Source organism: Sphingomonas sp. UBA978 (genome assembly GCF_002292295.1).
Classification (GTDB): domain Bacteria; phylum Pseudomonadota; class Alphaproteobacteria; order Sphingomonadales; family Sphingomonadaceae; genus Sphingomonas.
This window is the reverse complement of record NZ_DBBS01000016.1, coordinates 18,241-44,209: the sequence shown is the minus strand read 5'-3', so window position 1 is coordinate 44,209 and position 25,969 is coordinate 18,241. Positions and strand designations below refer to the sequence as shown.

The 25,969-nt window shown below is 69.2% G+C and carries 24 protein-coding genes; 7 read left to right on the top strand and 17 right to left on the bottom strand.

Annotation, left to right across the window (positions count from 1 at the left end):
- Positions 1 to 12: 12 nt before the first annotated feature.
- A complete protein-coding gene (locus tag B2515_RS08945; protein WP_293875865.1) occupies positions 13 to 1,182 on the top strand; it encodes a phospholipase D-like domain-containing protein in 1,170 nt (389 codons plus the stop codon).
- A gap of 10 nt (positions 1,183 to 1,192) precedes the next feature.
- Here the strand turns inward: B2515_RS08945 and B2515_RS08940 are convergent, their stop codons facing one another.
- Both B2515_RS08940 and B2515_RS08935 read right to left on the bottom strand, forming a co-directional pair.
- Positions 1,193 to 1,678, bottom strand: a complete 486-nt coding sequence (locus B2515_RS08940) for a MarR family winged helix-turn-helix transcriptional regulator (protein ID WP_293875864.1) — start codon at positions 1,676 to 1,678, stop codon at positions 1,193 to 1,195.
- Positions 1,679 to 1,767: 89 nt separating this feature from the next.
- On the bottom strand, positions 1,768 to 2,379 hold the full coding sequence (locus B2515_RS08935) for a class I SAM-dependent methyltransferase (protein ID WP_293875863.1): 612 nt from the start codon (positions 2,377 to 2,379) through the stop codon (positions 1,768 to 1,770).
- Between the two features lie 183 nt (positions 2,380 to 2,562).
- On the opposite strand from B2515_RS08935, the gene B2515_RS08930 reads away from it, so the two are divergent.
- Positions 2,563 to 2,886 (top strand): antibiotic biosynthesis monooxygenase family protein, encoded by a 324-nt coding sequence (locus B2515_RS08930; RefSeq protein ID WP_293875862.1) that lies wholly within the window; start codon positions 2,563 to 2,565, stop codon positions 2,884 to 2,886.
- Positions 2,883 to 4,172 carry an MFS transporter gene (locus B2515_RS08925; protein ID WP_293875861.1) on the top strand — a complete coding sequence of 430 codons (1,290 nt, stop codon included), beginning with the start codon at positions 2,883 to 2,885 and terminating at the stop codon, positions 4,170 to 4,172. Before B2515_RS08930 ends, B2515_RS08925 begins: the two co-directional genes overlap by 4 nt.
- Here B2515_RS08925 and B2515_RS08920 read toward each other — a convergent pair.
- Positions 4,169 to 5,251 carry a metallophosphoesterase gene (locus B2515_RS08920; RefSeq protein WP_293875860.1) on the bottom strand — a complete coding sequence of 361 codons (1,083 nt, stop codon included), beginning with the start codon at positions 5,249 to 5,251 and terminating at the stop codon, positions 4,169 to 4,171. The genes B2515_RS08925 and B2515_RS08920 overlap by 4 nt on opposite strands.
- A gap of 114 nt (positions 5,252 to 5,365) precedes the next feature.
- A complete protein-coding gene (locus B2515_RS08915) occupies positions 5,366 to 7,657 on the bottom strand; it encodes a CDC48 family AAA ATPase (protein ID WP_293875859.1) in 2,292 nt (763 codons plus the stop codon).
- 257 nt (positions 7,658 to 7,914) lie between these two features.
- Here B2515_RS08915 and B2515_RS08910 point away from each other — a divergent pair, with 257 nt between their 5' ends.
- On the top strand, positions 7,915 to 8,799 hold the full coding sequence (locus B2515_RS08910; protein WP_293875858.1) for a LysR substrate-binding domain-containing protein: 885 nt from the start codon (positions 7,915 to 7,917) through the stop codon (positions 8,797 to 8,799).
- A gap of 155 nt (positions 8,800 to 8,954) precedes the next feature.
- Here B2515_RS08910 and B2515_RS08905 read toward each other — a convergent pair whose 3' ends face one another.
- Positions 8,955 to 9,413 carry a peptidylprolyl isomerase gene (locus tag B2515_RS08905; RefSeq protein ID WP_293875857.1) on the bottom strand — a complete coding sequence of 153 codons (459 nt, stop codon included), beginning with the start codon at positions 9,411 to 9,413 and terminating at the stop codon, positions 8,955 to 8,957.
- Between the two features lie 128 nt (positions 9,414 to 9,541).
- Between B2515_RS08905 and mgtE the strand changes: the two genes are divergently transcribed.
- Positions 9,542 to 10,945, top strand: coding sequence for a magnesium transporter (gene mgtE, locus B2515_RS08900; protein WP_293875856.1), 1,404 nt, complete (start codon positions 9,542 to 9,544; stop codon positions 10,943 to 10,945).
- 187 nt (positions 10,946 to 11,132) lie between these two features.
- Positions 11,133 to 11,534: a DUF1489 family protein gene (locus B2515_RS08895; RefSeq protein ID WP_293876031.1), complete on the top strand. Its 402-nt coding sequence runs from the start codon at positions 11,133 to 11,135 to the stop codon at positions 11,532 to 11,534.
- A 7-nt stretch (positions 11,535 to 11,541) separates the two neighbouring features.
- Here the strand turns inward: B2515_RS08895 and B2515_RS08890 are convergent, their stop codons facing one another.
- The 7 genes from B2515_RS08890 to B2515_RS08860 form a co-directional block, all read right to left on the bottom strand.
- A complete protein-coding gene (locus tag B2515_RS08890; RefSeq protein WP_293875855.1) occupies positions 11,542 to 12,243 on the bottom strand; it encodes a GIN domain-containing protein in 702 nt (233 codons plus the stop codon).
- 121 nt (positions 12,244 to 12,364) lie between these two features.
- Positions 12,365 to 13,099, bottom strand: coding sequence for a head GIN domain-containing protein (locus tag B2515_RS08885; protein ID WP_293875854.1), 735 nt, complete (start codon positions 13,097 to 13,099; stop codon positions 12,365 to 12,367).
- A gap of 65 nt (positions 13,100 to 13,164) precedes the next feature.
- Positions 13,165 to 13,890 (bottom strand): head GIN domain-containing protein, encoded by a 726-nt coding sequence (locus B2515_RS08880; protein WP_293875853.1) that lies wholly within the window; start codon positions 13,888 to 13,890, stop codon positions 13,165 to 13,167.
- A gap of 157 nt (positions 13,891 to 14,047) precedes the next feature.
- The gene (locus tag B2515_RS08875) at positions 14,048 to 14,581 is read right to left on the bottom strand and encodes a CarD family transcriptional regulator (protein WP_038664094.1); all 534 of its coding nucleotides are present in this window, start codon (positions 14,579 to 14,581) and stop codon (positions 14,048 to 14,050) included.
- Positions 14,582 to 14,799: 218 nt separating this feature from the next.
- Complete coding sequence (fdxA, locus tag B2515_RS08870; protein WP_163957239.1) at positions 14,800 to 15,141, bottom strand: ferredoxin FdxA; 342 nt, start codon at positions 15,139 to 15,141, stop codon at positions 14,800 to 14,802.
- 83 nt (positions 15,142 to 15,224) lie between these two features.
- The gene (locus B2515_RS08865; protein WP_293875852.1) at positions 15,225 to 15,518 is read right to left on the bottom strand and encodes an RNA-binding S4 domain-containing protein; all 294 of its coding nucleotides are present in this window, start codon (positions 15,516 to 15,518) and stop codon (positions 15,225 to 15,227) included.
- On the bottom strand, positions 15,511 to 17,991 hold the full coding sequence (locus tag B2515_RS08860; protein WP_293875851.1) for a helicase-related protein: 2,481 nt from the start codon (positions 17,989 to 17,991) through the stop codon (positions 15,511 to 15,513). The genes B2515_RS08865 and B2515_RS08860 overlap by 8 nt, the downstream gene beginning before the upstream one ends.
- 441 nt (positions 17,992 to 18,432) lie before the next feature.
- Between B2515_RS08860 and B2515_RS08855 the strand changes: the two genes are divergently transcribed.
- A complete protein-coding gene (locus B2515_RS08855; RefSeq protein WP_293875850.1) occupies positions 18,433 to 19,926 on the top strand; it encodes a M23 family metallopeptidase in 1,494 nt (497 codons plus the stop codon).
- A gap of 137 nt (positions 19,927 to 20,063) precedes the next feature.
- Here the strand turns inward: B2515_RS08855 and B2515_RS08850 are convergent, their stop codons facing one another.
- The 5 genes from B2515_RS08850 to B2515_RS08830 form a co-directional block, all read right to left on the bottom strand.
- Positions 20,064 to 21,746, bottom strand: a complete 1,683-nt coding sequence (locus B2515_RS08850; protein ID WP_293875849.1) for an ATP-binding protein — start codon at positions 21,744 to 21,746, stop codon at positions 20,064 to 20,066.
- Positions 21,747 to 21,814: 68 nt separating this feature from the next.
- A complete protein-coding gene (locus B2515_RS08845; protein WP_293876030.1) occupies positions 21,815 to 22,537 on the bottom strand; it encodes a TIGR02186 family protein in 723 nt (240 codons plus the stop codon).
- 35 nt (positions 22,538 to 22,572) lie between these two features.
- Entirely contained in the window at positions 22,573 to 23,487 is a 915-nt protein-coding gene (locus B2515_RS08840) for a sulfite exporter TauE/SafE family protein (RefSeq protein ID WP_293875848.1), read from the bottom strand.
- 47 nt (positions 23,488 to 23,534) lie between these two features.
- On the bottom strand, positions 23,535 to 24,557 hold the full coding sequence (locus B2515_RS08835; RefSeq protein WP_293875847.1) for a hypothetical protein: 1,023 nt from the start codon (positions 24,555 to 24,557) through the stop codon (positions 23,535 to 23,537).
- Positions 24,554 to 25,942: a glycosyl transferase family protein gene (locus B2515_RS08830; protein WP_293875846.1), complete on the bottom strand. Its 1,389-nt coding sequence runs from the start codon at positions 25,940 to 25,942 to the stop codon at positions 24,554 to 24,556. Before B2515_RS08830 ends, B2515_RS08835 begins: the two co-directional genes overlap by 4 nt.
- Between the last annotated feature and the right edge of the window lie 27 nt (positions 25,943 to 25,969).

Genomic DNA, 25,969 nt, shown 5'->3' with positions numbered 1-25,969 from the left:
CAGCATGGCCCGATGGACGCGCCCGCCCCCCAACCCACGTTCACGGTGGACGGCAACCGCCTGACCCTGCTGGATACCGGCCCGCGGCGGCTGGATGCGCTGCTCGAACTCATCGCCCATGCGCGCGTCGACCTGCGCATCCTCTATTACATCTATGCCGACGACGAGACCGGGCGGCGGGTCAATGCGGCGCTGATCGCGGCGGCGGAGCGCGGCGTCGCCACCGCGCTGGTCGTCGACGGCTTCGGCAGCGAAACCGACGAGGCGTTTTACGCGCCGTTGCGCGACGCGGGCGTCTCGGTCTGCCGGTTCGCGCCGCGGCTCGGCCGCCGCTACCTGCTGCGCAACCATCAGAAGCTGGCCCTGGCGGATGCCGATACCGAACGGCAGCGGATCATCATTGGCGGCTTCAACGTCGAGGACGATTATTTCGGCACCCCGGCGCAGGAGGCGTGGCGCGACCTCGGCCTGCTGGTCGAGGGGCCGGCGGCTGGACGGCTCGCGGGCTATTTCGACGCGCTGCACGACTGGTTGAAGAGCCCCAAGGGCAAGGTCCGCCCGCTCAATCGTGCGCTGTCGCAATGGAGCGAAACCAAGGGGCTGACGCGCTGGCTGATCGGCGGCCCGACGCGGCGGCTGTCGCCCTGGGCGCGGGCGGTGCGCGACGACCTGCGCCGCGGCAAGCGTATCGACATCATCGCCGCCTATTTCACACCGTCGCCGACGATCCTGCGCCGGCTCGACAAGGCGGGACGGCGCAAGGCGAAGGTGCGCGTCGTCACCGCGTCCAAGTCCGACAACAATGCGACGATCGCCGCGGCGCGCTTCACCTATGCCGGATTGCTGCGCAAGGGCGTGCAGCTGTTCGAATACCAGCCGACCAAGCTGCACACCAAATTGTACGTGATCGACGACGCGGTGCATGTCGGATCGGCGAATTTCGACATGCGCAGCCTGTTCATCAACCTGGAGCTGATGCTGCGGATCGAGGATCGCGCCTTTGCCGACCATGTCCGCGGCTATATTGAGGGAGAGATCGCGCGGTCGCAACCGATCACCAAGGCATGGTACAAGGCGCATACCGGCGTGGTGCAGCGCGTGCGGCAGTTCTTCGCCTATCTGATGATCGCGGTGGTCGATCCCGGCGTGTCGCGCGGGCTCAATTTCGGGATCGACGAATAGCGGGAGCGGTCTAGCGGCCCAGCGCGTCGACGTGGACGCGTGCCGCCTCCGGGATCAGCGCTTCGAGCACGGTCCAGTATCCGGCGACCGCATCCTGTCCGGCATGCGAATAGGCCTGCGCCATCTTTTCCCGCTGTTCTTCGTACAGCGCCTTTTCCAGAGCAGAGCCGGTTTCGCTCAGCCGGAGGAGGCGATGCCGGCGATCGAGATCGCCATGACGCATCTGGACGAGATTGCGGTCGACCAGATCCTTCATCACCCGGCCCAGCGACTGCTTGGTAACGCCAAGTAATGTCAGCAATTCGCCTACGGTGATGTCGGGCTTGCGACTGATGAAATACATCGCCCGATGATGCGCGCGGCCCAACCCCATTTCCGCCAACTTCTCGTCGGCGCTGCGGACGAAACGGGACTGGGCGAAGATCATCAGTTCCATACCCCGCCGGATCGCGGAATCATGCAGGAACAGGGCCGAGGATAGCTTTTGTCCGTCCATAACGGACCCGCTACCTTAACGCCCGATAAATGAAAAGCGCTGTTTGCTTATTTGGTGATCGATAATGTCGCAGAACGAAACGGCTGCGATCAATCCTTCCACGCCCAGTACAATTGGGCGGGCGGCACGTTCCACCATTCCATGTCGTGATCGATCGTGTCGAAATGGGGGGTGAGGAAGTGTTTCACCTTGGGCGAGAATTGATAGACGAGGAACGCGCCGCCGACCCGGATCACGCGGTGCGTCGCCGCGGCGATCGCCGGGCCGACGCCGTCGGGCAGGGTCGAGAAGGGTAGGCCGGACAAGACGTAGTCGGCATGGTCGTGGCCGTGTTCGCGCACGATCCGCTCGACGTCCGCCGCCGATCCTTCGACCGCGACGAAGCGGGAATCGGTGATGGTGTGATCGAGGTAGCGGATGAAATCGGCATTGGTGTCGATCGCGATCAGCATCGCGTCGGGCGCCATCCGTTCGAGGATCGGGCGGCAGAAGGTGCCGACGCCGGGGCCGTATTCGACGAACAGCTTGCACGCGCCCCAGTCGACCGGGGAAAGCATCTTGCGGATCAGCTTGTCCGACGAGGGGATGATCGAACCGACCATCACCGGATGCTTCAGGAAGCCCTGGAAGAACATCGCGACCGGACTCGGCACGCCGGCAGGACGGGTATGGCGCCGGGCGGCGGTGGTCGGACTGGGCATCGGAATCCTGTCGTTGTCGCGTGATCGTCCCGCGTGGACACGCGGGTGACACACCCGTGCCACGTTTCCCGAACGCGTTTCAAGACGTGCGGTTGCGTAAAGCGCCGCGGTTCGCCGCACGCCGGCCGTGCTTGCCCTGTCGGCGAGGCGCCCTAGGAGGAGAAATAACGGAGAGGAATCGGCATGGAGCAGCGGCAGGTCGGCGAGGTGGCGGTGATCTTCGCCTCGCGGCGCAACGGGGCGGACCCGGCGGGTTATGATGCCGCGGCGGTCGTGATGGACGCGCTCGCCGCCCGCCAGCCGGGCTATCGCGGGGTCGAGAGCGTGCGCGACGCGGACGGCGCCGGCATCACGATCAGCTATTGGGCGGACGAGGCGGCGGCGATCGCGTGGCGCGACCATCCCGATCATGCCGCGATCCGCGATGCCGGTCGGGCGCGCTGGTACGATTCCTATCGCGTGACCGTCTGCACCGTCAGCCGCCGCTACGACTGGGCCCGGCCATGATCGCGGCCCGGGCGGCGACCGACCGTCGCTTCGCGTTGATGTTCCTCGTCATGCTGACGATCGCGGCTGGCAATACCGCGCTGCAATCGATCCTGCCGGCGCTCGGCCGGTCGCTCGGCGTCGCCGACCGGGCGGTGGCGGCGGCGTTTTCGGTGTCGGCGCTGCTGTGGGTGCTCGCCGCGCCGTTCTGGGCGAACCGGTCGGACACGCGCGGGCGCCGGTCGATGATCCTGCTCGGCATGGGCGGGTTCGCGGTGTCGCTGAGCCTGTGCGGCGTGTTCCTGGCGGCGGGGATCAACGGCTGGATCGGCGGCACCGCCGCATTCGGCCTCTTCATCGCCGGGCGGCTGATCTACGGCACCTTCGGCTCCGCCGCGCCGCCCGCGGTGCAGGCGCTGGTCGCCGGCGAGACCAGCCGCGAGGAGCGGACGCGGGCGCTGACCCTGCTGGCGAGCGCGTTCGGGCTGGGGACGATCCTGGGGCCGGCGGTGGCGCCCTATCTGCTGCTCGGCAGCATCGGCGGGGTCGAGATCGGGCTCGCCGGACCGGCGTTCGTCTTCGCGTTGTTCGGCGTCGGCGTGTGGATCACGGTGCGGACGATGCTGCCCGACGACCGGCTGTCGCCGCATCACGAACATGGCGCATCCTCCGCCTATCCCTCGATCGGCGGTGCCCCCACCGGCGCGAGCGTCACCGCCGCGACGCAGCCGCATGTCGAACATGTCGGCTATTTCGATCCGAGAGTGCGCGGCTGGATGATCGCCGGGTTGGTGATGGGGCATGCGCAGGCGATGACCAGTCAGGCGATCGGGTTTCTGGTCATCGACCGGCTCGGAATCGCCCCGGCGCTGGCGCTGGAGCCGACCGGCATCGTGCTGATGATGGGGGCGGGCGCCGCTTTGCTGGTACAATGGGGGGTGATCCCGCTGCTCGGCCTCAGCCCGCGGCGGCTGGTGCTGGTCGGGCTGGTGCTGGCGGCGGCGGGCGTCGCGCTGACCGGGCTGGCGACCTCGCTCTACGGGATCGCGACCGCCTACGCTTTGGCCAATCTCGGCTTCGGCTTCACCCGGCCGGGGTTCACCGCGGGGTCGAGCCTTGCGGTCGGCGCGGCGGCGCAGGGGTCGGTCGCGGGGAAGGTGACGAGCGTCAACGGCGCCAGCTTCGTGCTGGGGCCGTCGATCGGGGTCGGCCTGTACGAGATCTCGCGGCCGCTGCCCTATCTGACCGCGGCGGCGGCGCTGGTGGTATTGTTCGCTTATGCCTGGGCGGCGTTGCGCGAGCGCTAGTCGGCGCGGCGCAAGGTGATGCGGGTCAGCTCCGACGGCCGGCCGAGGCGTAGGGCGAAGCCGGGCCAGAGTGCGGTGCCGTTGTTGACGTAGAGCGTCATGCCGTCGACCGCATAGCGCCGCGACACGAATCCCCCATTGGGGCCGGCGAACAACCGGTCGAAACCGGCGATCATCCCGCCATGCGTGTGCCCCGACAACTGCAGCGCAACGCCGCGCGCGGCGGCGTTGCGGGCGTTCCTGGGCTGGTGATCGAGCAGGACGATCGGCGTATCCGCGGGTGCGCCGGCCAGCGCCGCGGCGAGATCGGGGCCGGGCCGCCCGGTCGCCGGGGCGGAGGCGTCAGTGACTCCGGCGAGCACGAGCCGTCCGCCGTCGCGGGTCAGCACCGCATGACGGTTGGCGAGGATGGTCATCCCCATGCCGGCGAAATGGCGCATATAGGCTTCGTAGCCGAAGAAATATTCGTGGTTGCCGGGAATTGCATAGACGCCGTCGCGGGCGTGCAGGTCGCGCAGCGGTTCGACATCGGCGCGGCGGGCATCGAGCGTGCCGTCGATGAAGTCGCCGGTGACGACGATCAGGTCGGCGTCCAGCGCATTGGTGCGATCCACCACGGCCCGGCTCCAGCGCGCCGGGAACAGCCGGCTGATGTGCATGTCGGTGAGCTGCACCAGGCGATAGCCGTCGAACTGCGGCGGCAGGCCGGGGATCGCGATCTCGACCTCCTCGACCGGCGGCACGCGAATCGCATTGGCGACGCCGAGGCCGGCGAACACCGCAGCGACGCCGGCCATGGCGTAGCGCATTCCGTCCGGCACGACCGGCCAATGGCCCAGCACCGGTCTGGCGAGCAGCAGGATCGCGTCGGTGAGCAGCACCAGCATCGCGAGCAGCAGGATTCCGCCGAACGCCCAGTTGAACAGGATGACGAACGGCCGCGGGAATTCGGGCGAGAACACCGATCCAGACGAGAGCCGGTTCCACAGATGATATTGCGACGCCGCGATCAGCAGCAGCGCGACGACCACCTTGATCCCCAGCGGCAGCGCGAGCGGCCAGACGAAGCGGGCGAGCACGAGGAGCGCGGGCAGGCTGAAAATCAGATGGAAGATCGTGTGTCTCCGGATACGGGGCGCAACTCATCCTCACCCCGCCGGCGCCGGGCGCCGGAAGAGAGAGGGCGGGAGGATCTAGACGTCCGCCTTGCTGCCGCGGCTCTGCAACTGCCCCGGCGAAATGAAGCCGAGCGGCTGGATCGCCGCCGCATCCTGCTTCAACCGTGCCGCGATCTGTTCGTAATCCTTCTCCATCTCCGGCGTCACGCTGGCGCGCGATTCGGTGAGCGCCTCGGTGAAGTCCGCCATCGTCACCTCTGTCGATTGCAGCGAGCGGCGCAGCGCGGTCAGGCCGGCGCGGCGGACGACATCCTCCAGATCGGCGCCGGTGAAACGGTCGGTCGCCCGTGCGACCTCGTCCAGATCGACGTCGCCCGCCAGCGGCATCTTCTGCGTCTGGATCGCGAGGATGCGGCGCCGCCCTTCGGTATTGGGGACGCCGACATAGACCAGTTCGTCGAACCGGCCCGGTCGCAACAGCGCCGGGTCGATCAGATTGGGCCGGTTGGTCGCGCCGATCACGACGACCGACTGCAATTCCTCCAGCCCGTCCATCTCGGCGAGGATCGTGTTGACCACGCGTTCGGTCACCTGCGGTTCGCCCGCGCCGGAGCCGCGCGCCGGCACGAGGCTGTCGAGTTCGTCGATGAAGATCACGCACGGCGCCACCTGCCGCGCGCGCTGAAACAGGCGGGTGATCTGCTGTTCGCTCTCGCCATACCATTTGCTCAGCAGGTCGGACGATTTGGTGGCGATGAAATTCGCCTCCGCCTCGCGCGCGACCGCCTTGGCCAGCAGCGTCTTGCCGGTGCCGGGCGGGCCGTAGAGCAGGAAGCCCTTGGCCGGCCGGATGCCGAGCCGGCGGAAGGCGTCGGGGTCTTTCAGCGGCAGCTCGACGCCTTCCTTCAGCCGGTTCTGCGCCGCGTCGAGCCCGCCGACATCGTCCCAGCGGACGCGTGGCGCCTCCACCATCACCTCGCGCATCGCGCTCGGCTGGACGCGCTTCAATGCCTCGAGGAAATCCTCGCGTGTGACCGACAGCTCGTCGAGCACCTCGGGCGGCACGGTGCGCTCCTCGAGGTTGAGGCGCGGCATGATCCGCCGCACCGCCTCGATCGCCGCCTCGCGGGTCAGCGCGGCGAGGTCGGCACCGACGAAGCCATAGGTCGTGCGCGCCAGCTCGGCGAGATCGACCTTGTCGCCCAGGGGCATGCCGCGGGTGTGGATGCCGAGGATTTCGCGGCGGCCGCGCTCGTCCGGCACGCCGACGACGATCTCGCGGTCGAAGCGGCCGGGCCTGCGCAGGGCCTCGTCGATCGCCTCCGGCCGGTTGGTCGCGGCGATGACGACGAGGTTGGCGCGCGATTCGAGCCCGTCCATCAGCGTCAGCAGCTGGGCGACGACGCGCTTCTCCGCCTCGCCCTGCACGTTGCCGCGCTTGGGGGCGATCGAATCGATCTCGTCGATGAACACGATCGAGGGCGCGGACTTGGCCGCTTCCTCGAAGATCTCGCGCAGCCGGCCTTCCGATTCACCATAGGCCGAGCCCATGATCTCCGGCCCGTTGATGAGGAAGAACGACGCGTCCGATTCGTTGGCGACCGCGCGGGCGAGGCGCGTCTTGCCGGTGCCGGGAGGGCCATAGAGCAGCAGTCCCTTGGGCGGATCGACGCCGAGGCGTTGAAACAGCTCAGGATAGCGGAGCGGCAGCTCGACCATCTCGCGCAGCTGGTCGATCGTCTGGCCCATGCCGCCGATATCGTCATAGGTGACGTCGGCGCGGCGCTGCGTCGGCTCCTCATATTCGGGGCGCAGCTCGATCTCGGTATTCTCGTCGATATGGACGACGCCCTTGGGGCTCGCCGAAACGACCGCGAGGCGAATTTCCTGCAACGCATAGGCGGGCGCGTTCATGAACTGCTGGATGCCCGGCGGCATGTTGCCGACGCGCTGGTGGCCGGCGGTCGCGACGACGTCGCCCTGGCAGAGCGGCCGGCCGAAGAAGGTGCGCTTCAACGCCTGCGGCTGGCCCTGCAGGCGCAGGTTGGCCTGCGCCGGCGCGAAGACGACGCGCGTCGCGGGCTTGGATTCGACCGCGCGCACTTCGACGAAGTCACCTGCGCCGACGCCGGCATTGGCGCGTTGCAGGCCGTCGATGCGCAGGATCTCGATCCCCTCGTCCTCGGGATAGGGGCCGACCGCGCGCGCCGGGGTGGATTGCTTGCCGACGATCTCGATCACGTCGCCCTCGCCCACCCCCAGCGCGGCCATCAGGCTGCGCGGCAGGTGCGCGAGGCCGCGGCCGGAATCCTCCGGTCGGCTGTTCGCCACCTGGATCTTGCGGGTGGGGGTATCGCTGTCGGCCATCAAATACGTTCCTCGAAGCTCGTTCGAAGCGCGCGAGATAGGAAGCCGGTTCCGGCTGTGCGAGGGTAACCCTTGCCCGGGACAGGACAAAAAAAGGGCCGGCGCATGAAGCGCCAGCCCGTGAAAGTTTTAGGAGAGGATGCCTGAAAGGCACGGGCTTTTTGTCGCCGGCAGCTTTATGTTGCAAGTGCGAAAAGATCCGGTACGATTGCAGAAGTTGCATTCGTTGACCCGCACGACGGGCAAGGAGGAGAGTGATGCGCAGGCTGCCGCCGCTGGGCGCGATCGAAGCCTTCGTACAGGTCGCGCGACTGGGATCGGTCAAGGCGGCCGCGACCGAGCTCGCGCTGTCCGCCCCCGCGCTCAGCCGCCGCGTCCAGTCGCTCGAACGGTTCATCGACCGTCCGCTGTTCGAACGCCGTCACCAGGCGATGGTGCTCAACGCCGACGGCGAACGGCTGCTTGGCCAGATCGCGCCGGTGCTCGACAGCCTGTCGGACGCGGTCGAGGGGATGACGGGGACGGTCGAGGTGCTGCGGTTGCGGCTCGGCATCCTGCCGCTGTTCGCCTCGCAGCGGCTGTTCCCGCGGCTCGGCGAGTTGCGCGCCGCGCATCCCGAACTCCACCTCGACATCGACACCGCGGGCCATGGCGTCGCGCGGCTCGGCGAGGGGCTGGACGCGGTGATCGCGCTGTCGCGCGAGATCGAGCCGACGCTCTATGCCAAGCGGCTCGACCGCAATTCGGTCTATGTGATCGGTGCCAAGACGCTGCTGGAGGGGCCGGATGCGGTGACGCGGCCCGAACAGCTCGCCGGCCTCACCGCGCTGATCCATCGCGAGATGCCCGACACCTTCACCGCATGGCGCGAATCGGCGGGGGTGCACGACGTCGAGCCGCTGGCGATCGACTTCTTCGATTCGGGTGCGCTGATGCTCGAGGCGGCGGCGCAGGGCCTCGGCGTCGCCTTCATGCACGAAAGCCATTTCCAGGACGCACGCGACCCGCGGCTGGTGCGGCTGTTCGATATCGTGGTGGAGAGCCCGTACAGCTACTGGTTCGTCTGCCGCCCCCGCGCGCTGCAACAGCGGCCGGTGCGGATGTTCCACGACTGGCTGATCCGGACGCTGGGGGAGGTTTAAGAACGAACCCCAATCTCGTCATCCCGGCGAACGCCGGGATCCATGGATACGATCGGGCGGGGGTGGTTCCTGCCATCAGCCGCTCGCCACCATGGGTCCCGGCGTTCGCCGGGATGACGGGTGGGAAAGGGCGTGAACCCTTCCCCCAAGTCACATCACTCGGCGCGGGCCTTGACGATCTTGCCCGGTGCGCGGGGCGGCTCGCCCTTGGGCAGCGCGTCGATCAGCTCCATGCCGGACGTCACTTCGCCCCACACGGTGTACTGGTTGTCGAGGAAGCGCGCGTCGTCGAACACGATGAAGAACTGGCTGTTCGCCGAATTCGGATCGCTGGTGCGCGCCATCGAACAGATGCCGCGGACGTGTGGCTCCTTGCTGAATTCCTGCTTGAGGTTGGGCTTGCTCGACCCGCCGGTGCCGTCGCCGCGACCGCCGTCGCCGCCCTGCGCCATGAAGCCGGGGATGACGCGGTGGAAGGGGACGCCGTCGTAGAAGCCCTCGTTGGCGAGCTCGGCGATGCGCGCGACATGGTTGGGGGCAAGATCGGAGCGCAGCTTGATGGTCACGTCGCCATCATCCAGGCTGAGTGTCAGGGTGTTGAAGGTATCGGCCATGGTGTGTCCTTTATGGTTGATGGCGCAATTAGTGTCGCAAGTGCCGAAGGGCAAATTTCCGCGGGTGGCCATTCGTTCCGTCGCGGGCTAGACGCCCTCCACGCACGCCAGACCGGGAAGGAGCAGCGATGAGCGACACCGAGCTTCCCGACGCCCCCGTCGTCGAACAGGACGAACTGGACGAGGACGACCGGCTGCGTCCCGAATTCGTCCGCGCGGTGCTCGACGCGGTCGCCGACGGCGACGACGAGGCGGCGCGCGCACTGGTCGAGCCGCTGCACCCGGCCGACATCGCCGACCTGTTCGAACTGACCCCGCACGAGGATCGCGGCAGCCTCGCCAAGGCGCTGACCGACCTGCTCGACGGCGACGTCTTCGCCGAGATGAACGATTACGTCCGCGAGGACCTGATCGATGCGCTGACCCCGACGCAGGTCGCCGACCTCGCGTCCGAACTCGATACCGACGACGCCGTCGCGATCATCGAGGACATGGAGGAAGCGGACCAGCGCGCGGTGCTGCGCGCATTGGACCCCGATGATCGCGCCGCGATCGAGGAGGCTTTGTCCTATCCCGAGGAATCCGCCGGCCGCCTGATGCAGCGCGAGCTGATCGCGGTGCCGGATCACTGGACGGTCGGCGACGCGATCGATTTCCTGCGCCATCACGAAGAGCTGACGACCGACTTCTGGGAAATCTTCGTCGTCGATGCCGGCCATCACCCGGTCGGCACCTGCCAGCTGTCGTGGATCCTGCGCACGCCGCGCAGCATCGCGATCGGCGACGTGATGAAGCGCGAACAGACGCTGATCCCGGTCGACATGGATCAGGAAGAGGTCGCGCTCCGCTTCCAGAAATATGCGCTCATCAGCGCCGCGGTGGTCGATTCGGCGAACCGGCTGGTCGGCATGATCACCGTCGATGACATCGTCCACATCATCCAGGAGGAAGCGGGCGAGGATACGCTGCTGCTGTCCGGTGCGGGCGACGGCGACATCAACGAACCGATCCGCTTCACCGTCCGCACGCGGCTGATCTGGCTGACGATCAACCTCGGCACGACGATGCTCTCCGCCTCGGTCGTCGGCCTATTCCAGGGTGAGATCGCGCGGTTCGCCTTGCTCGCGGTGCTGATGCCGATCGTCTCGGCGATGGGCGGCAACGCCGGCACGCAGACGCTGGCGGTCATGGTCCGCGCGCTCGCGACCAACCAGCTGACCAGTTCGAACACGTGGCGGATGGTGGTGCGCGAATTCCGCATCGCGATCGCCAACGGCCTGTCGCTGGGCATGATCGGCGCGCTCGGCACCTATATCATCTTCGGCAATGCCGATCTGTCGCTCGTGTTCGCGATGGCGATGGTCATCAACAGCCTGATCGCCGGGATCACCGGCGTGGTCGTGCCGGTAACGCTCGACCGGTTCAACATCGATCCCGCGGTCTCCTCCGCGGTGTTCGTGACGACGATGACCGACGTGATGGGCTTCTTCTCGTTCCTCGGCTTGGCGACCCTGTGGGGGCTGGGCGCCTAGGGGCGTTTGACATTCAGCCCTGACGGCCTGCAAACGGCGGTTTCGCGCGCTTCCGGTGCTCGCGTACCGGAAGTACGCTGTGCTCCGGGTCACACGAAACCACCGTTTTCGGCACGCCATCTTCTGAATGGCGATCGGCCCTAGGCGCCTTGCGGGCGGTGCGGGCATGACCCACATCGCCATGTCCATGCTGCACCTCACCAAAGTGGCCTTCGGCGCGACCAGCGTCGAGCATCTCGCCGAGCGTCTGACCCTGCGCGCCGCCGACGGCCCGGTGTTCCTTACCACGCGCTATTTGCCCAAGCGGCACGAGGAGGTGGCGGGGCAGGGCTCCCTGTTCTGGATCCTGAAGCACCAGCTCGTCGCCCGTTCGCCGATCCTCGGCTTCGGCGAGGCGGAGGGCGGCCGCGTCGCGATCCACATCGATCCCGTGCTCGTGCTGGTACAGGCCCGCCCCAAGCGCGCGCATCAGGGCTGGCGTTATCTCGAGGCGGCGGATGCCCCGGCCGATCTGGGCGGCGAGGCGGACGGCCTTGCCGCGATGCCCCCGGCTCTAGTCGGCAAGCTGGCCGAACTCGCGCTGATCTGACCGGCGGTTAGGGCGCCGTGCCGCAGGTCACCGGCGCGCCGGCGCTGGCGGCAACGCGGCATTTCGGTCGCCCGGCGACGCTGATCGTTCCGAGGCCGCTGCTCGACAGCTGCGCAGTGTAGCGCGCGCGGGCGGCGATCGATCCCAGTCCATCGAGATGCGCGGTGAGGTCGCCCGCATCCAGCGCGCCGGCGTCGATCGCGCCCGATCCGTTGGCGAGCAGCCGCGCTGTCGCGACGCGGCCGGCGACGGTAACCTTGCCCTCGCCGACCAGCTGGACGTTGAGCTGGTCGCCCGCCACCGTGCCGGCGGCGATCGCACCGCTGCCGGTCGCCACCAGATCGATCCGCGTACCGGTCAGCCGCGACACCGCGACCCGCCCGCCGCCGACCACGGCGACGCCGGCCAGCCGCGGGGTGGTCAGCATGATCTTCACCGGTGACGTCGCCGCGGCCTGCCACTGTTCGCTCCACCGGCCCGTCGTGTTGCGCCGGACGGTCAGCGTCGTGCCTTCGGCATGCAGGTCGATGTCACCGATCACCCCACGATCCGCGGTCACCGTAGCGCCGGGCGATCCCCCGGTGGTGACGGTGACGTCGAACGCGCCATCCACGCGCAGTTTCTCGAAACTCCCCAGATTGACGCGGCGCTCGTCGGCGGACGCGGCGGCGGGGACCAGCAGGAGAAGGGCAGGGAGGAGGCGAAGCATGATGCGAGGGTCGCACCGGCACGACGCGGGGGCAAGTCGGGATCGTCCTGCGCTGACCCCGTTCGCCATCCCGTCCCTCTCCCGGCGGAAGAGGGGCGCGCGCAACGCCGGAACGTCGACACTAGCGCCCGCAGCGCACCGAGCCTGACCCCATCTTCTCGACCTTGCACGTCGCCGTGGCACCCAAATCGACGTCGCCTGATCCGAGCAGCTCGACCTTCGCCTCGCCGGACACGGCCGCGCGGACATTGCCCGATCCGGCGACCGATACTTTCGCCCGTTCGACGCGCAGACCGGCGGCATCGAGGCTGCCCGATCCGGCGATGCCGACCTGTAGCTGCTTGACCGCGCCGCCGGCGCGGACGTTGCCCGATCCGGCGATCGACACCTCGGCCTCGTCGGTGGTCAGCGCGGCGATGTTGAGGTCGCCCGATCCGGCGATATTCGCCTCGAAGCTGCCGCCCTCAATACGGTCGACCGCCATCGTGCCCGATCCGGCGACGTTCCCCTCGGCGAGGCGGGGCAGGGTGACATAGACCTTGACCTTCGATCCCCGGCCGAAGCCGAAGCCGAAGGTGTTGCGCTTGCGGCCGATCTCCAGTGTCTCGCCGTCCCGGGCGATGCGCAGCCGGTCCAGTTCGTCGCTCGGTCCCTCGGCGCGTACCGAAAAGCCGGTGCCGGCGCGCACGTCGACATCGTCACTGCCGCCGAGCGCGATCTTCGAGAAACCGTCGGCGGCATAGCTGCGGGTGGTGCCGCTGCCGGTCGGCGCGATGCCGGGCCCGTCGTCGCTGCCCATGGAACAGGCGGCGAGCGATCCCGTCGCCGCCAGCATCACGATCGCCCCGTAGCGCATGTCCGATCCTCTTGTTGTGTGTTGTCCGTATAATACACAACAAGAGGACAGGCAAGTGCGGCCGATCAGCCGCCGCAGCGCACCTTGCCGCTGCCGACCTTGCTGACCCGGCACCGCGCCTGAGGCCCCAGATCGACGCTGCCGCTGCCGGCCATCGAGACGCGGGCGTCGCCCGTCACGGCCGCACGGACGCCGCCCGATCCGCCGACCGAGACATCGGCACGGGTGGCGCGCAGTGCCGGCGCGTCGAGCGTGCCCGAACCGCCGATGCTGGCCTTCAGCGCGCCGACCGTGCCGGCGGCCCGGATCGCGCCCGAACCACCGATGCTCAGCTCCGCATCCTGCGCGTCTATCCGCGCGATTCGCAGGTTGCCCGATCCCCCGACCGACCCCGAAAAGCGCGGGCCGGCGGCGCGATCGGCGTCGATGCTGCCCGATCCGCCGACGCTCGCCGCCGCCAGCGTCGGCAGCGTGACATGGACGGTGATGCGCCGCTCCAGCGGATTGTCGCGCCCGTCGTAGCGGCGCCCGACCTCCAGCGTCCGCCCGTCGAGTGCGACACGGAAGTTAGCAAAGGCTGCCGCCGGTCCGTCGGCGCGCACCGAAAAGCCCGGGCCGGCATGGACGATCACACGGGCGGCGCCCGCCAGGCTGACCGTGTCGAACCCGCGTGCCGGATAGACCAGCGCCTCGCCCTGCCGCTGCCCCTGCAGCCCCGGCCCCCGGTCGCGCTCCGCAGCCATCGCGCCGACGGCGGCAAGCGGAATCAGGGCGAATGCGAGCGACTTCATGGGGCCATCCTCTACTGTGGTAGCCGGATGATACGGCGCGTCGCCTACACGTGTAAACGGCTTTTTCGCCACGGTGGCGGATGGTATCGGCGCGTACGAAAAAGGCGGCCCCTCGCGGGACCGCCTCCTGTCGCAACCTCGAGATGAGGTGCCGGACTTATGCCGGCACCTTCTCCTTGTTGTAGATCGCCGCCGCGGCGCGGAGGATGTCGAGGATCTTCTCCTGCGCCTTGGGCTCGTCGACCTCTTCCATCGCGGCGAGTTCGCGGGCGAGGCGGCTGCATGCCGCCTCGAAGATCTGGCGCTCCGAATAGCTCTGCTCGGGCTGGTCGTCGGCCCGGAACAGGTCGCGGACCACTTCGGCGATCGACGCGAGGTCGCCCGAATTGATCTTCGCCTCATATTCCTGCGCGCGGCGCGACCACATGGTGCGCTTGACCTTGGGCTTGCCCTTCAGCGTCTCCATCGCCTCGCGCATCGTCTTGTCCGACGACAGCTTGCGCATGCCAACCGACTCGGCCTTGTTGGTGGGGACGCGGAGCGTCATGCGCTCCTTTTCGAAACGGAGCACGTACAGCTCGAGGCTGGTTCCGGCGATCTCCTGCTTCTGCAGCTCGATCACACGGCCCACGCCATGCTTCGGATAAACGACGTAATCACCGACATCGAAGGACAATGCCTTGGCAGCCATGAACGGGCCTTTCTGGGTCGCATCGCTCGTCGTGGACGGTCCGTGGCGGCACAGCGCTGGTCGGGACCGACGAGGATGGTTGGTACGAGTGTCTCCTGAGCAGGCATGACTCGTCATGCCCGTCATGGACCCTTTTAACACACTCGCAATAAAATTACCAGCGCGGATCGGTCAGTCAGACTGACGCAGATCGGCTTTTTCCCGCAGATTTCCGGCCCTCAGTCGCCCGCGCCGGGTTCGGGGGAGAAGAACTGGTCGTATTTGTTCTCGACGCCCTTCATCGCATCCGCGTCGGGCGGGGTCTGGTCCAGCTTGCGCGTGACGTTCGGCCATTGCGCGGAGAAGGTGGTATTGAGCTCCAGCCACTGCTCCAGCCCGGATTCGGTATCCGGCAGGATCGCCTCGGCCGGGCATTCCGGCTCGCACACGCCGCAGTCGATGCATTCGCTGGGGTTGATGACGAGCATATTCTCGCCCTCATAGAAGCAATCGACCGGACACACCTCCACGCAGTCCATATACTTGCAGCGGATGCAGGCATCGGTGACGACGTAGGTCATGCGGGTTCCTTGCGGCCTTATAGCGCGACCTCACGCGAGGCCGGGTATGAACGCGAGGCTGCTATGCCCCGTTCCCCTCCACGTCAATCGATAGGGGGCGATTGCGATACGTTTGCGACCAGCTCCTGATAGCAGGCCTGCGCTTCCGGGGCGGGGCCGCGCCGGGTCGGCAGCGCCTCGACCCGCAGCACGCGAACGCGGTTGCCGTCTGCAAAGGTCAGGATATTGCCGATCCGCACCGGTGCCGCGCTACGGTCGACGACGCGGCCGTCGATCCGCATGCGGCCGTCGCAGGCGATCTCCTGCGCGCGTTGTCGGGTCTTGGCGATCCGTACGAACCACAGGAAGCGGTCGAGCCGCATGCTTGGTTCAGCCATGGCGGTTCCAGCCCGCTAGCGCCGCAAATGCCCCGGTCGGCCGCGGCGCGGGTCGTTCGTCGCGTCTGGGCGGACGGCGGCCGTGCCAGACCCAGGCCGGCGCCGCCTGGCCGTCGCCGCGGATCGTGCGGAACCCCAGTTCCGCCATCAGCCGCTCGAACGTCGCCGGCTCGACGCCCATCGACGTCGCCAGCGCCGGATCGGGCGCGAACGGCTTGCGGCCCTGGCGCGCGTCATGTGCCGCGCGCGCGATCCGCTCGATCAGGTCGACGCGCACCGCCTGCGCCGCCAGCGGCCGGAACCCGGTGGCGAGCGTCGCCCCCGGCGCACCGCGCGGCAGCACGCTCGCGCCCTCGCGCGGCAGCGGCGGCACCGCGCCGCGGATCGCCAGCAGCGCCTGCCGCCAGCGCGCCGCACCGGGCTTGAGCAGCCGCGGATCGAACAGGTCGAGTGCGCCGATCGTGATGCCGATCCGCCGTAGCCTTTTACGTTCGTCATGATCCAGCGCGTCGAGCGGGTCGCGCAGGGCAAGCCGCGCGAACAGCCCGCCCGCCGCCTCCAGTTCGCCCGCGACGACGCGCAGCGCCGGCGTCGCCTGCGGATCGCGCGCCGCCTCGGCCAACGCGGCCAGCGCCGGCACATGGCGCGCCATCGCCGCCGCCAGCCAGCGCGCCAGCCGCGCCTGCACGGCCTCGCGCTGCGCCTTGCCGAGGCAATCGAGATCGCGGTCCAGCTTCAGCTGCGGCCGCGCCAGCGACGGTCCGGGCGTCAACTGCGCCACCGCATGCCCGCTCCACACGATCCGCGGCCCATCGAGCGCGAACGCCGCATCCTCCGCCGCGACCAGCGCCTCGGCGCGCCGGGTGCGTTCGCCGGTCAGCCGCTTCTCCGCCGCGGCGAGCAGCAGCCGGCGGTCGCCCGCGCGCGCTGCCGGATCGACGGTGAAGCGGAATCCGTCCAGCCGCCCGATCGGATGATCCTCGACCAGCACCTCGCCCTCCGGCCCGATCACCACCGGCAACAGGCTGGCATCGGCGCCGATCTGGCGGATCAGCGCGGTGGTGCGCTTGTCGACGAAGCGCTGCGTCAGGCTGGCGTGGAGGCCGTCGGACAGCCGCTCCTCGATCTGGCGGGTGCGTTCGGCGCCGTGCGCGGGGTCGGCGAGCCAGTCGGGCCGCTGCGCGATATAGGCCCAGCTGCGGATCGCGGCGATGCGGCCAGCGATCGTCTCGACATCGCCAGCGATCGTGTCGAGCCGCGACACCTCGTCGGCGAACCACTGGTTCGGCACCACCCCGCGCCCTTCGGACAGATAGCCGAACACGCGGCTGACGAAGCGCGCATGCGGGTCGATCCCGAGCTTGCGGAAATCGGGCAGGCCGCACGCCGCCCACAACCGCTTGACCATCGCCGGCGCGCGTGCCCGGTCGCGCACCCATGGCTCGTCCGCCAACCGCTTCAGCACCGCAAGGTCGGTCGATTGCGGCGCGGCGAGCAGCACGCCCGGTTCGGGGCGTCGCTCGAGACTGGCGATCAGCGCGTCGATGCTGGCGTAATCGGGCTCGCCGTTGCGCCAGTAGAGGTGCTCGATCCGCGGAAAGCGATGCTCCTCGATCGCGAACACCTCCTCGGGCAGGAACGCGCCCGGCCCTTCCTCGACCACCCCGCCGAAGGTGCCGTCGCGCTGGTGGCGCCCGGCGCGGCCGGCGATCTGCGCCATTTCCGCCACCGTCAGCCGGCGGTTGCGCCGCCCGTCGAACTTGTGGAGCCCGGCGAAGGCGACATGCGCGACGTCCATGTTCAGCCCCATGCCGATCGCGTCGGTCGCGACGAGATAGTCGACCTCGCCCGCCTGGAACATCGCGACCTGCGCGTTGCGGGTGCGCGGGGAGAGCGCGCCCATCACCACCGCCGCACCGCCGCGCAGCCGCCGCAGCATCTCGGCGACGGCATAGACCTCCTCGGCGCTGAACGCGACGATCGCGGATCGCTTGGGCAGGCGGCTGATCTTCTTCGCGCCGGCATAGGTCAGCTTCGAAAAGCGCGGCCGCCCGACGATCTCGGCATCCGGCACCAGATCGCGGATCATCGGCCGCAGCGCCTCCGATCCCAGGATCATCGTCTCCTCGCGCCCGCGCCGCCGCAGCAGCCGGTCGGTGAAGACATGGCCGCGCTCGGCATCGGTCCCCAGCTGCGCCTCGTCCAGCGCGACGAAGGCGGCATCGTGCTCGGGCATCGATTCGGCGGTGCACAGGAACCAGCGCGCGTTCGGCGGCATGATCTTCTCTTCGCCGGTGACCAGCGCGACCTGCTCGGGCCCCTTCAGCCGGACGACGCGATCATAGACCTCGCGCGCGAGCAGCCGCAGCGGAAAGCCCATGATCCCGCTCGAATGGGCGCACATCCGTTCGACGGCGAGATGCGTCTTCCCGGTATTGGTCGGCCCGAGGACCGCGGTGACCGCCGCTTTCATGACGCCAACATCGGGTCTGCCGCCGCTGGACGCAATGCGTTGAATCAACACGTTCGTCGCAGGCTGGCCGGATTGGTTCACGCGAAGCCGCGAAGACGCGAAGAGAAGAAGGGGTGGCACGCGGAGAGTTGCGTTCGGCGCAGCCGTATCGTCCGATCACGCCGGCAGCGGGCAACGTCCGTGTCGGGGGAAAAAGGCCTCCGGCCCGGAGCGTAACCCCCTCCGCGTCTCCGCGTCTCCGCGCGACCCCCCCTTCTTCCTTCTCGTCGCGCCTTCGCGTGAATCCAACCCGACCCGACCGACCACCGCACCGGCAAAACGCCCCGTCGCAGCGTAACCCACCGGCCCCTCCGGTTAATTTGACTTTAGATTTTGTCCCCCACAACGCTGCCACCCAGCGCCGGGGGGAAGACGGCGGATAACGAAGAGGCGCCGTACCGCGTGTTCCTGCGCAACGATCAGGGTCTGGAGCTGGCCGGCGGCGGTGCCGCACGCGGCCTCGGCGCGCGCCCGTTCGGCCGCGCGCCCGTGGTAAAACCCGACCTCGGCCGCATCGACCGGCTGCGCGGCGCCGCCGCGGCGATCGACTGGGCGCCCGATCTCGGCGCGCAGATCGGCAGCCGCGACTGGTGGCGCGGCGTCGCCACCGTCACCGTTCTGTGCGGCGCCGTCTGGGCGCTGGCGCCGGGCCTGCCGCCGCTGGTCGGCGCCACCCCCGCGCCGCTCGACGGCATCGCCTGGGAGGAAGCGCGCGGACAGGCGATCGCCCCGCTCGCCTGGGGCGGCGACACCGGGCGGCGGATGGCGGCGAACGACCTCGTCGCGCCGCTCGCCGAGGCGCCCGAACGCCCGATCGTCGATCTCAGCGCGACGCTGGGCGAGGGCGACGATCTCGACCATGTCCTGCTGCGCGCCGGCGTCGGCCGTGGCGATGCGCGTGCCGCCGCCGGTCTGGTCGCGCAGGCGGTGTCGCTCGGCGACATCAAACCCGGGACCCGCATCGCGCTGACGCTCGGCCGTCGCCCGGCGAAGACGGTGGCGCGCCCGCTCGACAAGCTCGCGCTGCGCGCCCGGTTCGATCTCGCGCTCAGCCTCGACCGCGTCGGCAACGGGCTGGTGATGACGCGCCAGCCGATCGCGATCGACGCGACGCCGCTGCGCATCCAGGGCCTCGTCGGCTCCAGCCTCTACCGTTCCGCGCGGGCGGCGGGCGCGCCCGCGCGTGTCGTCGAAAGCTATATCAAGGCGCTGGCGACCCGGCTGTCGATCGGGCGCGACGTCACCGCCGCCGACAGTTTCGACCTGATCGTCGAACAGCAGCGCGCCGCGACCGGCGAAACCCGGATCGGCGACCTGCTGTTCGCCGGCATCGACCAGGGCCGTCGCAAGGTGCAGCTTGTCCGCTGGGACGATGCGGGCAAGGCGGCGTGGTTCGACGCCAGCGGGCAGAGCGAACGCCGCGGCTTCATGGGCATGCCCGTCGCCGGCCGCATCACCTCGTCGTTCGGCTATCGCATGCACCCGCTGCTCGGCTATCTCAAGATGCACAAGGGGCTTGATATCGCCGCGCCCTACGGCTCGCCGATCTATGCCGCGCTCGACGGCGTCGTGCAGGGCGCGGGGCGTTCGGGCGGCTACGGCAATTTCGTCAAGCTGGTGCACGGCGGCGGCCTCGCCAGCGGCTATGGCCATATGAGCCGCATCGCGGTGGCGCGCGGCGCGCACGTCCGGCAGGGACAGGTGATCGGTTATGTCGGGTCGACCGGCATGTCGACCGGGCCGCATCTGCACTGGGAGGTCTGGCGCAACGGCCAGACGATCAACCCGCGCTCGATCAGCTTCGCCAGCGTCGCGGCGCTGTCGGGCGAATCGCTGCGCCGCTTCAAGGCGCGGGTGTCGGGCCTGCTCGCGGTGAAGGTCGGCCACGGCGGCTGACCGCCGGGTGTGCCGGATCGACCGCGCGTCAGGTCGCTGACGGCGCAGGCCAAGCTAGCATCGTCCGTCCTGCGTGCTGCGCAGGGACAAGGCCCCGCGTATCCACACACGTGTTAATCTCGTTGAGATCGGTCGGGCTACCGGCCCTGCGCGCGCCACCGCATGATCGTGCGCTGGATGATCGCATCCTCGCCGCCGACGTCGCGCCACAGGGTCGAGAACAGCGGATCGCCCGAGGCCGGCCGCTTGCTCTCGTCGAGCCCGTCGAAGCTCACCCGGATCGGCACCGCGACGCCCTCGCCGCAGATGATGCATTCGCGGTTGCGCAGAGCCGGAATCGCATCGAGGAACCCGCGCGCGCCCTCCGGCATCGCCGCGCGTACGAACGCCTGGTCGCGTTCGTTGTTGAGGCGCATCGCGATGATCGTGCCGCATTGCGACAGCACGCCTTCCTCCAGATCGGACGGCCGCTGCGTGATGAGACCCAGGCTGACGCCGTATTTGCGCCCTTCCTTGGCGATCCGGCTGAGGATTCGACCGACCGAGGCGCTGCGCCCCTCGGTCCTGGCGCTGCTCGGGATGTAGCGGTGTGCCTCCTCGCAGACGAGCAGGATCGGCCGCTGCGGTTCGTTGCGCGACCAGATCGCAAAGTCGAAGGTCATCCGGCTCAGCACCGCGACGACCACCGACGTGATCTCCGACGGCACACCCGATACGTCGACGATCGAGATCGGCCGCCCGTCGCCCGGCATGCGGAAGATGCGGGCGAGGAAATCGGCCATCGTGTCCGCGACCAGCATGCCCGAGAACATGAAGCCGTAGCGCGGATCGGCCTTGATCTCGTCGATCTTGGTCTTGAGGCGCAGATAGGGCGCGGTATCCCCCGCCCGGTCCATCTTGCCCATCTCGAGGTTGATGAGGTTGGTGAGGTCGCTGAGCAGATAGGGGATCGGCGCGTCGACGGTCAGCTTGGCGATTTCCTGCCCCAGCCGGTTCTTGGCGCGCGCCATCAGCAGGCATTTGGCGAGGATGTCGGCATCCTTCTGCCGCTCGGCGCCACTGGAGGTGACGAAGACCTCGCAATGCTCCTCGAAGTTCATCAGCCAATAGGGCATCTGCAGGTTGTTGACGTCGTAGATCGCGCCGTTGCCGCGGAACGCCGCGGCATATTCGCCATGCGGGTCGATCATCACGACATGGCCCTGCGGCGCCAGTTCGCAGATGCGGTGGAGAATCAATGCGGCGCTGGTCGATTTGCCGGTGCCGGTCGATCCGACCAGCGCGAAATGCTTGCCGAGCATCGCGTCGACGTACAGCGAGGCGCGCACGTCGCGGGTCGGATAGACGGTGCCGATCTGGATATGCGGCTGGTCGGCGGCGGAATAGATCTGCTTCAGGTCGATCGTCGCGATCGGAAACACCTCGCAGCCGGGCAGCGGATAGCGCGTCACGCCGCGGCGGAAATTGTACAGCTTGCCGGTCAGCCGCTCCTCGTCGCCCTCGCCCAGGAAATCGATGTCGGCGGCGATCCAGTCGCTCTGGCCGTCCTGCAACGCCAGGCTGCGGATGTTGGCGATCAGCCAGGATCCGCCGACGCGCATCTTGATCTGTCCGCCGACCTGCCCGGCGGCGGCGACGACCGGGTCGGCATCCTGCGCGACGAGGTCGAGCGCGTGGCGGTCGAACAGCACGCGGCTGCTGCCGCCGGCGACCGCCAGCACGCAGCCGACCGGCGTCGGACCGAGGTCCAGCCCGGCGATCTGCCCCGCGGCGATAGGCGTCGCGCCCGCAAACGCACCCGGTACCGGCATATCGGTCATCACGGCAGATTCCTGTCCATAGCCGCCGGGATCTAGGCGGGAGCGGTTAAGATACCGTCAGCGCTGGACTAAAGCCGGCGCGCGATCCATCCCGCCGCCAGCCCCAGCCCGACCGAGAGCGCGACCGCGACGAGGCCGTAGGCGATCGAATCGCGATCCGCCGCCCGCGCGACGAATCGCTCGAACCCCGATTTGCGGATGTCGATGTCGCGCACCGCTGCGGCGAGCACGCGGCCGTCGCGGATCAGGAACGTCTCCGCGGTGAATCGCCCGACCGGCACGCGCGCCGGGATCGTCAGCCGCGCGCGATAGAGCACGCCATCGGTGATCTCGACCGCATGCGGCGCCTCGACGTACAGCCCGGTGCGCCGCTTCAGCCCGACCAGACCCTGCTGGAAGCGATGCTCGACCGCGCTGATCGCGCTGGAACCGGGCGACAATTGCAGGCTGTCGAGCCCCAGTTCGTAGATCGCACGCGTCCGCGCGTCGACGATCCGCCCGATCGGCCGCGACGACGCCAGCGCATAGAAACTCGGCACCGAGCTGTAGCGCTGATGCTCGGCATTGACCCAGATGCCGGCGACCTTCTGCTTCTCGCGCACCAGCACCGGCTGCGTCGGCCCCTTGACGACGACGACGATGTCGGTCGGCGCCTCGCCGCGCGGCAACCGCCCGCCGGGGTAGAGGATCGCCCCGAACAGCAGCAGTTCGGCGCCGGTGAAGCTGTAGGCGATCTCGATATCGCGTTGCGACACGTCGGGGACGAGCACCGGTTTCGGCGCCTGCGCCATCAATAGCGGCGCGAGCAGCAGGACGGCCGCCCGCGTCACGTCAGCTCGACCGTGAAGATGTCTTCGGGGCGCCAGACGAGGCCGAGCAAGATGCGCAACCCGACGAGCAGCACCATGACGGCGAGCGCGAGGCGGAGATATTCGGGTTTCACCTTGGTCGCGAAGCGCGCGCCGAGCTGCGCGCCGATCACCGATCCGATCAGCAGCAGGCCCGCAAGGACGATGTCGACCGCCTTGGTGGTGGTCGCGTGGACCATCGTCGCCACCGCGGTGACGAACAGCGTCTGGAACAGCGAGGTGCCGACGACGACGCTGGTCGCCATGCCGAGCAGGTAGATCATCGCGGGCACGAGGATGAAGCCGCCGCCGATGCCGAGCAGGATGGTGAGGATGCCGGTGCCGAAGCCGAGCAGCAACGGCGCCAGCGGCGAGATGTAGAGCCCGGAGGCGTAGAAGCGCGTGCGCAGCGGCAGCGCGGCGACCAGCGGATGGTGGCGGCGCTTGCGCGGCCGGGCGACGCGGCGCCCGCGCGACACGCCGATCGCGGCGATCGATTCGCGCGCCATCAGCGTGCCGATCGACCCGAGCATGACGACATAGACGACGCCGATCACGGTATCGATCTGCCCGCTGGCCTGGAGCAGGCGGAAGATCCACGCGCCAGCGAAGCTGCCGACGATACCGCCGGCGACCAGCACGCCGCCCATCTTGGTATCGACGCCGTTGCGGTGGAAATGCGCGATCACCCCCGACACGCTCGCCCCCGTCACCTGGCTCGCCGACGAGGCCGCGGCGACGGTCGGCGGGATGCCGTAGATGATGAGCAACGGCGTCGTCAGGAACCCGCCGCCGACCCCGAACATCCCCGACAGCAGCCCGACGCCGCCGCCCAGCAGGATGATGACCAGCGCGTTGACCGACAGATTGGCGATGGGAAGGTACAGGTCCACGGGGCAGCGTTATAGGCCGCTGGCAGCGACCGGCTAGACCGCCGATCCTAGAAGTTGGTGCCGAGCGACAGCGCAGGGCCCGATCCCGGCCGCGCATCCCCGGCGATCCGTTCGCGCCAGTCGGCGGTCAGGCGGAACGCGGTCTGGCCGACCGGCACGACGACGCCCACGGAAGGCCCGACGTCGAGCCGCGCCGCGCCACGCTGCGCGCCGCCCCACAGCCCCGCGCCGACGTCGATGCGCAGCGCGCCGACCCGCCCGAGCGGATGCGCGACGCGCACCGCGCCATCGGCAAAGGCTTCGCCGCCATCGCGCGCGATCACGCCGGCCTGACCGTATCCCTCCAGCTGGACGCCGCGCACGACCTCCGCCGGACCGTATCCGCCGACGATTCCGAGGGTCGGCCCGCCGCGCCCGCCATCCAGCGCGATGCGCCGTTCGGCGATGACGTGGACCGGCGCCCGCGTCGGTTGCCAGTCGAACCCGATCGCCGCCTCCCTGCCGCGCCCCGACAGCGGCGCGGACACCCGCGCGGCGAGCGCGAGGCGGCGGCGGGTGCCGAGTGCATAGGTGATCCGCGCGCCGGCCTGCGATCCGCCGAGCTGGCCGTTCGATATGCCGGCCGCGGCGCCGTCGCGTGCGATCAGCCACGCGCTGCCGGTCAGCCGCCCGCCGGTCCGTCTGACCGGCGGCGGCAGGACCGCGGGGGACAGCGGCGGCGCCGGCATCGCCGCCGGGGCGGGGTCCTGATGTCGTTCCGGCTCCCGCACCGTCGCCTGCGCGAACCCGGCCGGTGTCGGCGGACGGACGAACTGATGCGATGCGACGGCGGTCGGGATCGCGATCATGGCGTGCGCGGGCGCGACGGGCGCGACGAACGACCGCGCGGCCGCTGCGGCTTTCGGCACGCCGATCGCGGCGGCGAGGTGGTCGATCGGCCCGCTTGCGGTCCTGGCTCCGACCCCGACCCCGGGTACGTCCCCGCTGCGTCGATAGAGGTCGAGGCTGCGCGCCCCCGACCAGCCGCACAGCAGGATCGCCAGAAAGCGTAACGGCCTGCCGCCCCTCACGCGGTCACGGACGTCCGGGGATCGACCAGATCGGGAAAGACGTGCGCCGTCTTGTCCCAGACCAGCGTCTCGCCGCGCAGCAGTTTGAGGTAACGGTGCAACGCCCGCGGCGCGGCGATCAGCGACACGAGGTTGCCGATGAAGAATCGCGGCAGCGACCAGCAAGCCTCGGCCCGGCCATAGGCCCGCGCGGTGCAGACGATTCGCATCATCAGCCGCCAGCCGAGCAGCAGCGAGGTGGTCAGCAACAGCCAGTCCGCCAGCCGGTCGTCCGCCGGCGGCATCGACCGCAGCCAGCGCCACCCCGCCGCCAGCGGCCACAGCAGCACCGCGGCATAGGCGACGGCGAGCACCAGCACAGAGACGAGCGCCCGGCGGTCGCGCATCCGCATCCAGTGATCGGCCAGCGCGCCGGTTTCCCCCCAGCCGGTCCGGTCCCATCCCGCGAGCGCGATCCCCGTCATCCAGCGCGCCTTCTGCCGGGTCGCGGTGGTCAGGGTATCGGGGAAATAGGCCCGGACCGCGACGAGGCTGCCGTCGCGGGAATCGCGGACGCGGGCAAAGCGGCTGGCCCCGCCCCGCGCGGCGACGTGCAGGCCGAGCTCGTAATCCTCCGTCAGGCTGCTCGCGTCGAAGGGCGCCCCGCCCCGTTCGGCGGCGATACCGGCCAGCATCGCCGTCGCGATCGCGCAGCCGGTGCCCGCGAGCGGCATCGCCGCGCCCAGCATCGCGCGCACCGGTTGCTGGACGCTGTGCGCATAGGCGAACTCGTCCGCATAATGACCCGACACCAGCGATCCGCGCCGGATCAGCGGCAGCACCGGCAATTGCACCACCGCCTGCCCGCGGATCAGCGAATCGAAGACGATCAGCTCCGCCGGGTGCACCACGTCCTCGGCGTCGTGCAGCACCACTGCGGTCGTCGTCCGTCCCTCCGCCCGATCGTCGCGGACCAGCGCCGTCCACAGGGTGTTGAGGCAGTCCGCCTTGGTCGTCGGGCCGGCGCGCGCGCCGACGATGACGCGGATACGCGCGTCGGTCGCCGCGACCGCCCGCGCTGCGGCGATCGTCCGCGGATCGTTCGGATAGACGCCGACGTAGATGCGGTAATCGGGATGTTCGAACCGGCGGACCGCCGCAGACAGCATCCCGCCGATCACCGCCTGTTCGTCCCAGGCGGCGACGAACACCGCAAAGGTGGCGGGCGTCGCCGGCACCGGCAGCGTGTCGGTGCGCAGGCCCCGGTCGTCGCGACCGGACAGGCGATGCCCGATGAAGCACAGATCGATCAGCAGGTCGTCGATCCCGCCGATCAGCAATCCGGTCGCCGCGAACAGCATCGTTTCCCGTGCGGCCGCATCGAGGCCCAGCGTCAGCACGTCCATGAGCAGCCCCCCGCCCCGTTCATCGCC

What these genes read in the sequence shown, in the direction of transcription:
- B2515_RS08880 (WP_293875853.1), bottom strand. Translation starts at nt 13,890, where the DNA reads ATGAAGTCGCTCGCATTCGCCCTGATTCCGCTTGCCGCCGTCGGCGCG.
- B2515_RS08895 (WP_293876031.1), top strand. Translation starts at nt 11,133, where the DNA reads ATGCTGCACCTCACCAAAGTGGCCTTCGGCGCGACCAGCGTCGAGCAT.
- B2515_RS08905 (WP_293875857.1), bottom strand. Translation starts at nt 9,413, where the DNA reads ATGGCCGATACCTTCAACACCCTGACACTCAGCCTGGATGATGGCGAC.
- B2515_RS08850 (WP_293875849.1), bottom strand. Translation starts at nt 21,746, where the DNA reads ATGACCGATATGCCGGTACCGGGTGCGTTTGCGGGCGCGACGCCTATC.
- B2515_RS08915 (WP_293875859.1), bottom strand. Translation starts at nt 7,657, where the DNA reads ATGGCCGACAGCGATACCCCCACCCGCAAGATCCAGGTGGCGAACAGC.
- B2515_RS08925 (WP_293875861.1), top strand. Translation starts at nt 2,883, where the DNA reads ATGATCGCGGCCCGGGCGGCGACCGACCGTCGCTTCGCGTTGATGTTC.
- B2515_RS08860 (WP_293875851.1), bottom strand. Translation starts at nt 17,991, where the DNA reads ATGAAAGCGGCGGTCACCGCGGTCCTCGGGCCGACCAATACCGGGAAG.
- mgtE (WP_293875856.1), top strand. Translation starts at nt 9,542, where the DNA reads ATGAGCGACACCGAGCTTCCCGACGCCCCCGTCGTCGAACAGGACGAA.
- B2515_RS08830 (WP_293875846.1), bottom strand. Translation starts at nt 25,942, where the DNA reads ATGGACGTGCTGACGCTGGGCCTCGATGCGGCCGCACGGGAAACGATG.
- B2515_RS08945 (WP_293875865.1), top strand. Translation starts at nt 13, where the DNA reads ATGGACGCGCCCGCCCCCCAACCCACGTTCACGGTGGACGGCAACCGC.
- B2515_RS08890 (WP_293875855.1), bottom strand. Translation starts at nt 12,243, where the DNA reads ATGCTTCGCCTCCTCCCTGCCCTTCTCCTGCTGGTCCCCGCCGCCGCG.
- B2515_RS08865 (WP_293875852.1), bottom strand. Translation starts at nt 15,518, where the DNA reads ATGGCTGAACCAAGCATGCGGCTCGACCGCTTCCTGTGGTTCGTACGG.
- fdxA (WP_163957239.1), bottom strand. Translation starts at nt 15,141, where the DNA reads ATGACCTACGTCGTCACCGATGCCTGCATCCGCTGCAAGTATATGGAC.
- B2515_RS08930 (WP_293875862.1), top strand. Translation starts at nt 2,563, where the DNA reads ATGGAGCAGCGGCAGGTCGGCGAGGTGGCGGTGATCTTCGCCTCGCGG.
- B2515_RS08940 (WP_293875864.1), bottom strand. Translation starts at nt 1,678, where the DNA reads ATGGACGGACAAAAGCTATCCTCGGCCCTGTTCCTGCATGATTCCGCG.
- B2515_RS08885 (WP_293875854.1), bottom strand. Translation starts at nt 13,099, where the DNA reads ATGCGCTACGGGGCGATCGTGATGCTGGCGGCGACGGGATCGCTCGCC.
- B2515_RS08845 (WP_293876030.1), bottom strand. Translation starts at nt 22,537, where the DNA reads ATGGCGCAGGCGCCGAAACCGGTGCTCGTCCCCGACGTGTCGCAACGC.
- B2515_RS08935 (WP_293875863.1), bottom strand. Translation starts at nt 2,379, where the DNA reads ATGCCCAGTCCGACCACCGCCGCCCGGCGCCATACCCGTCCTGCCGGC.
- B2515_RS08875 (WP_038664094.1), bottom strand. Translation starts at nt 14,581, where the DNA reads ATGGCTGCCAAGGCATTGTCCTTCGATGTCGGTGATTACGTCGTTTAT.
- B2515_RS08910 (WP_293875858.1), top strand. Translation starts at nt 7,915, where the DNA reads ATGCGCAGGCTGCCGCCGCTGGGCGCGATCGAAGCCTTCGTACAGGTC.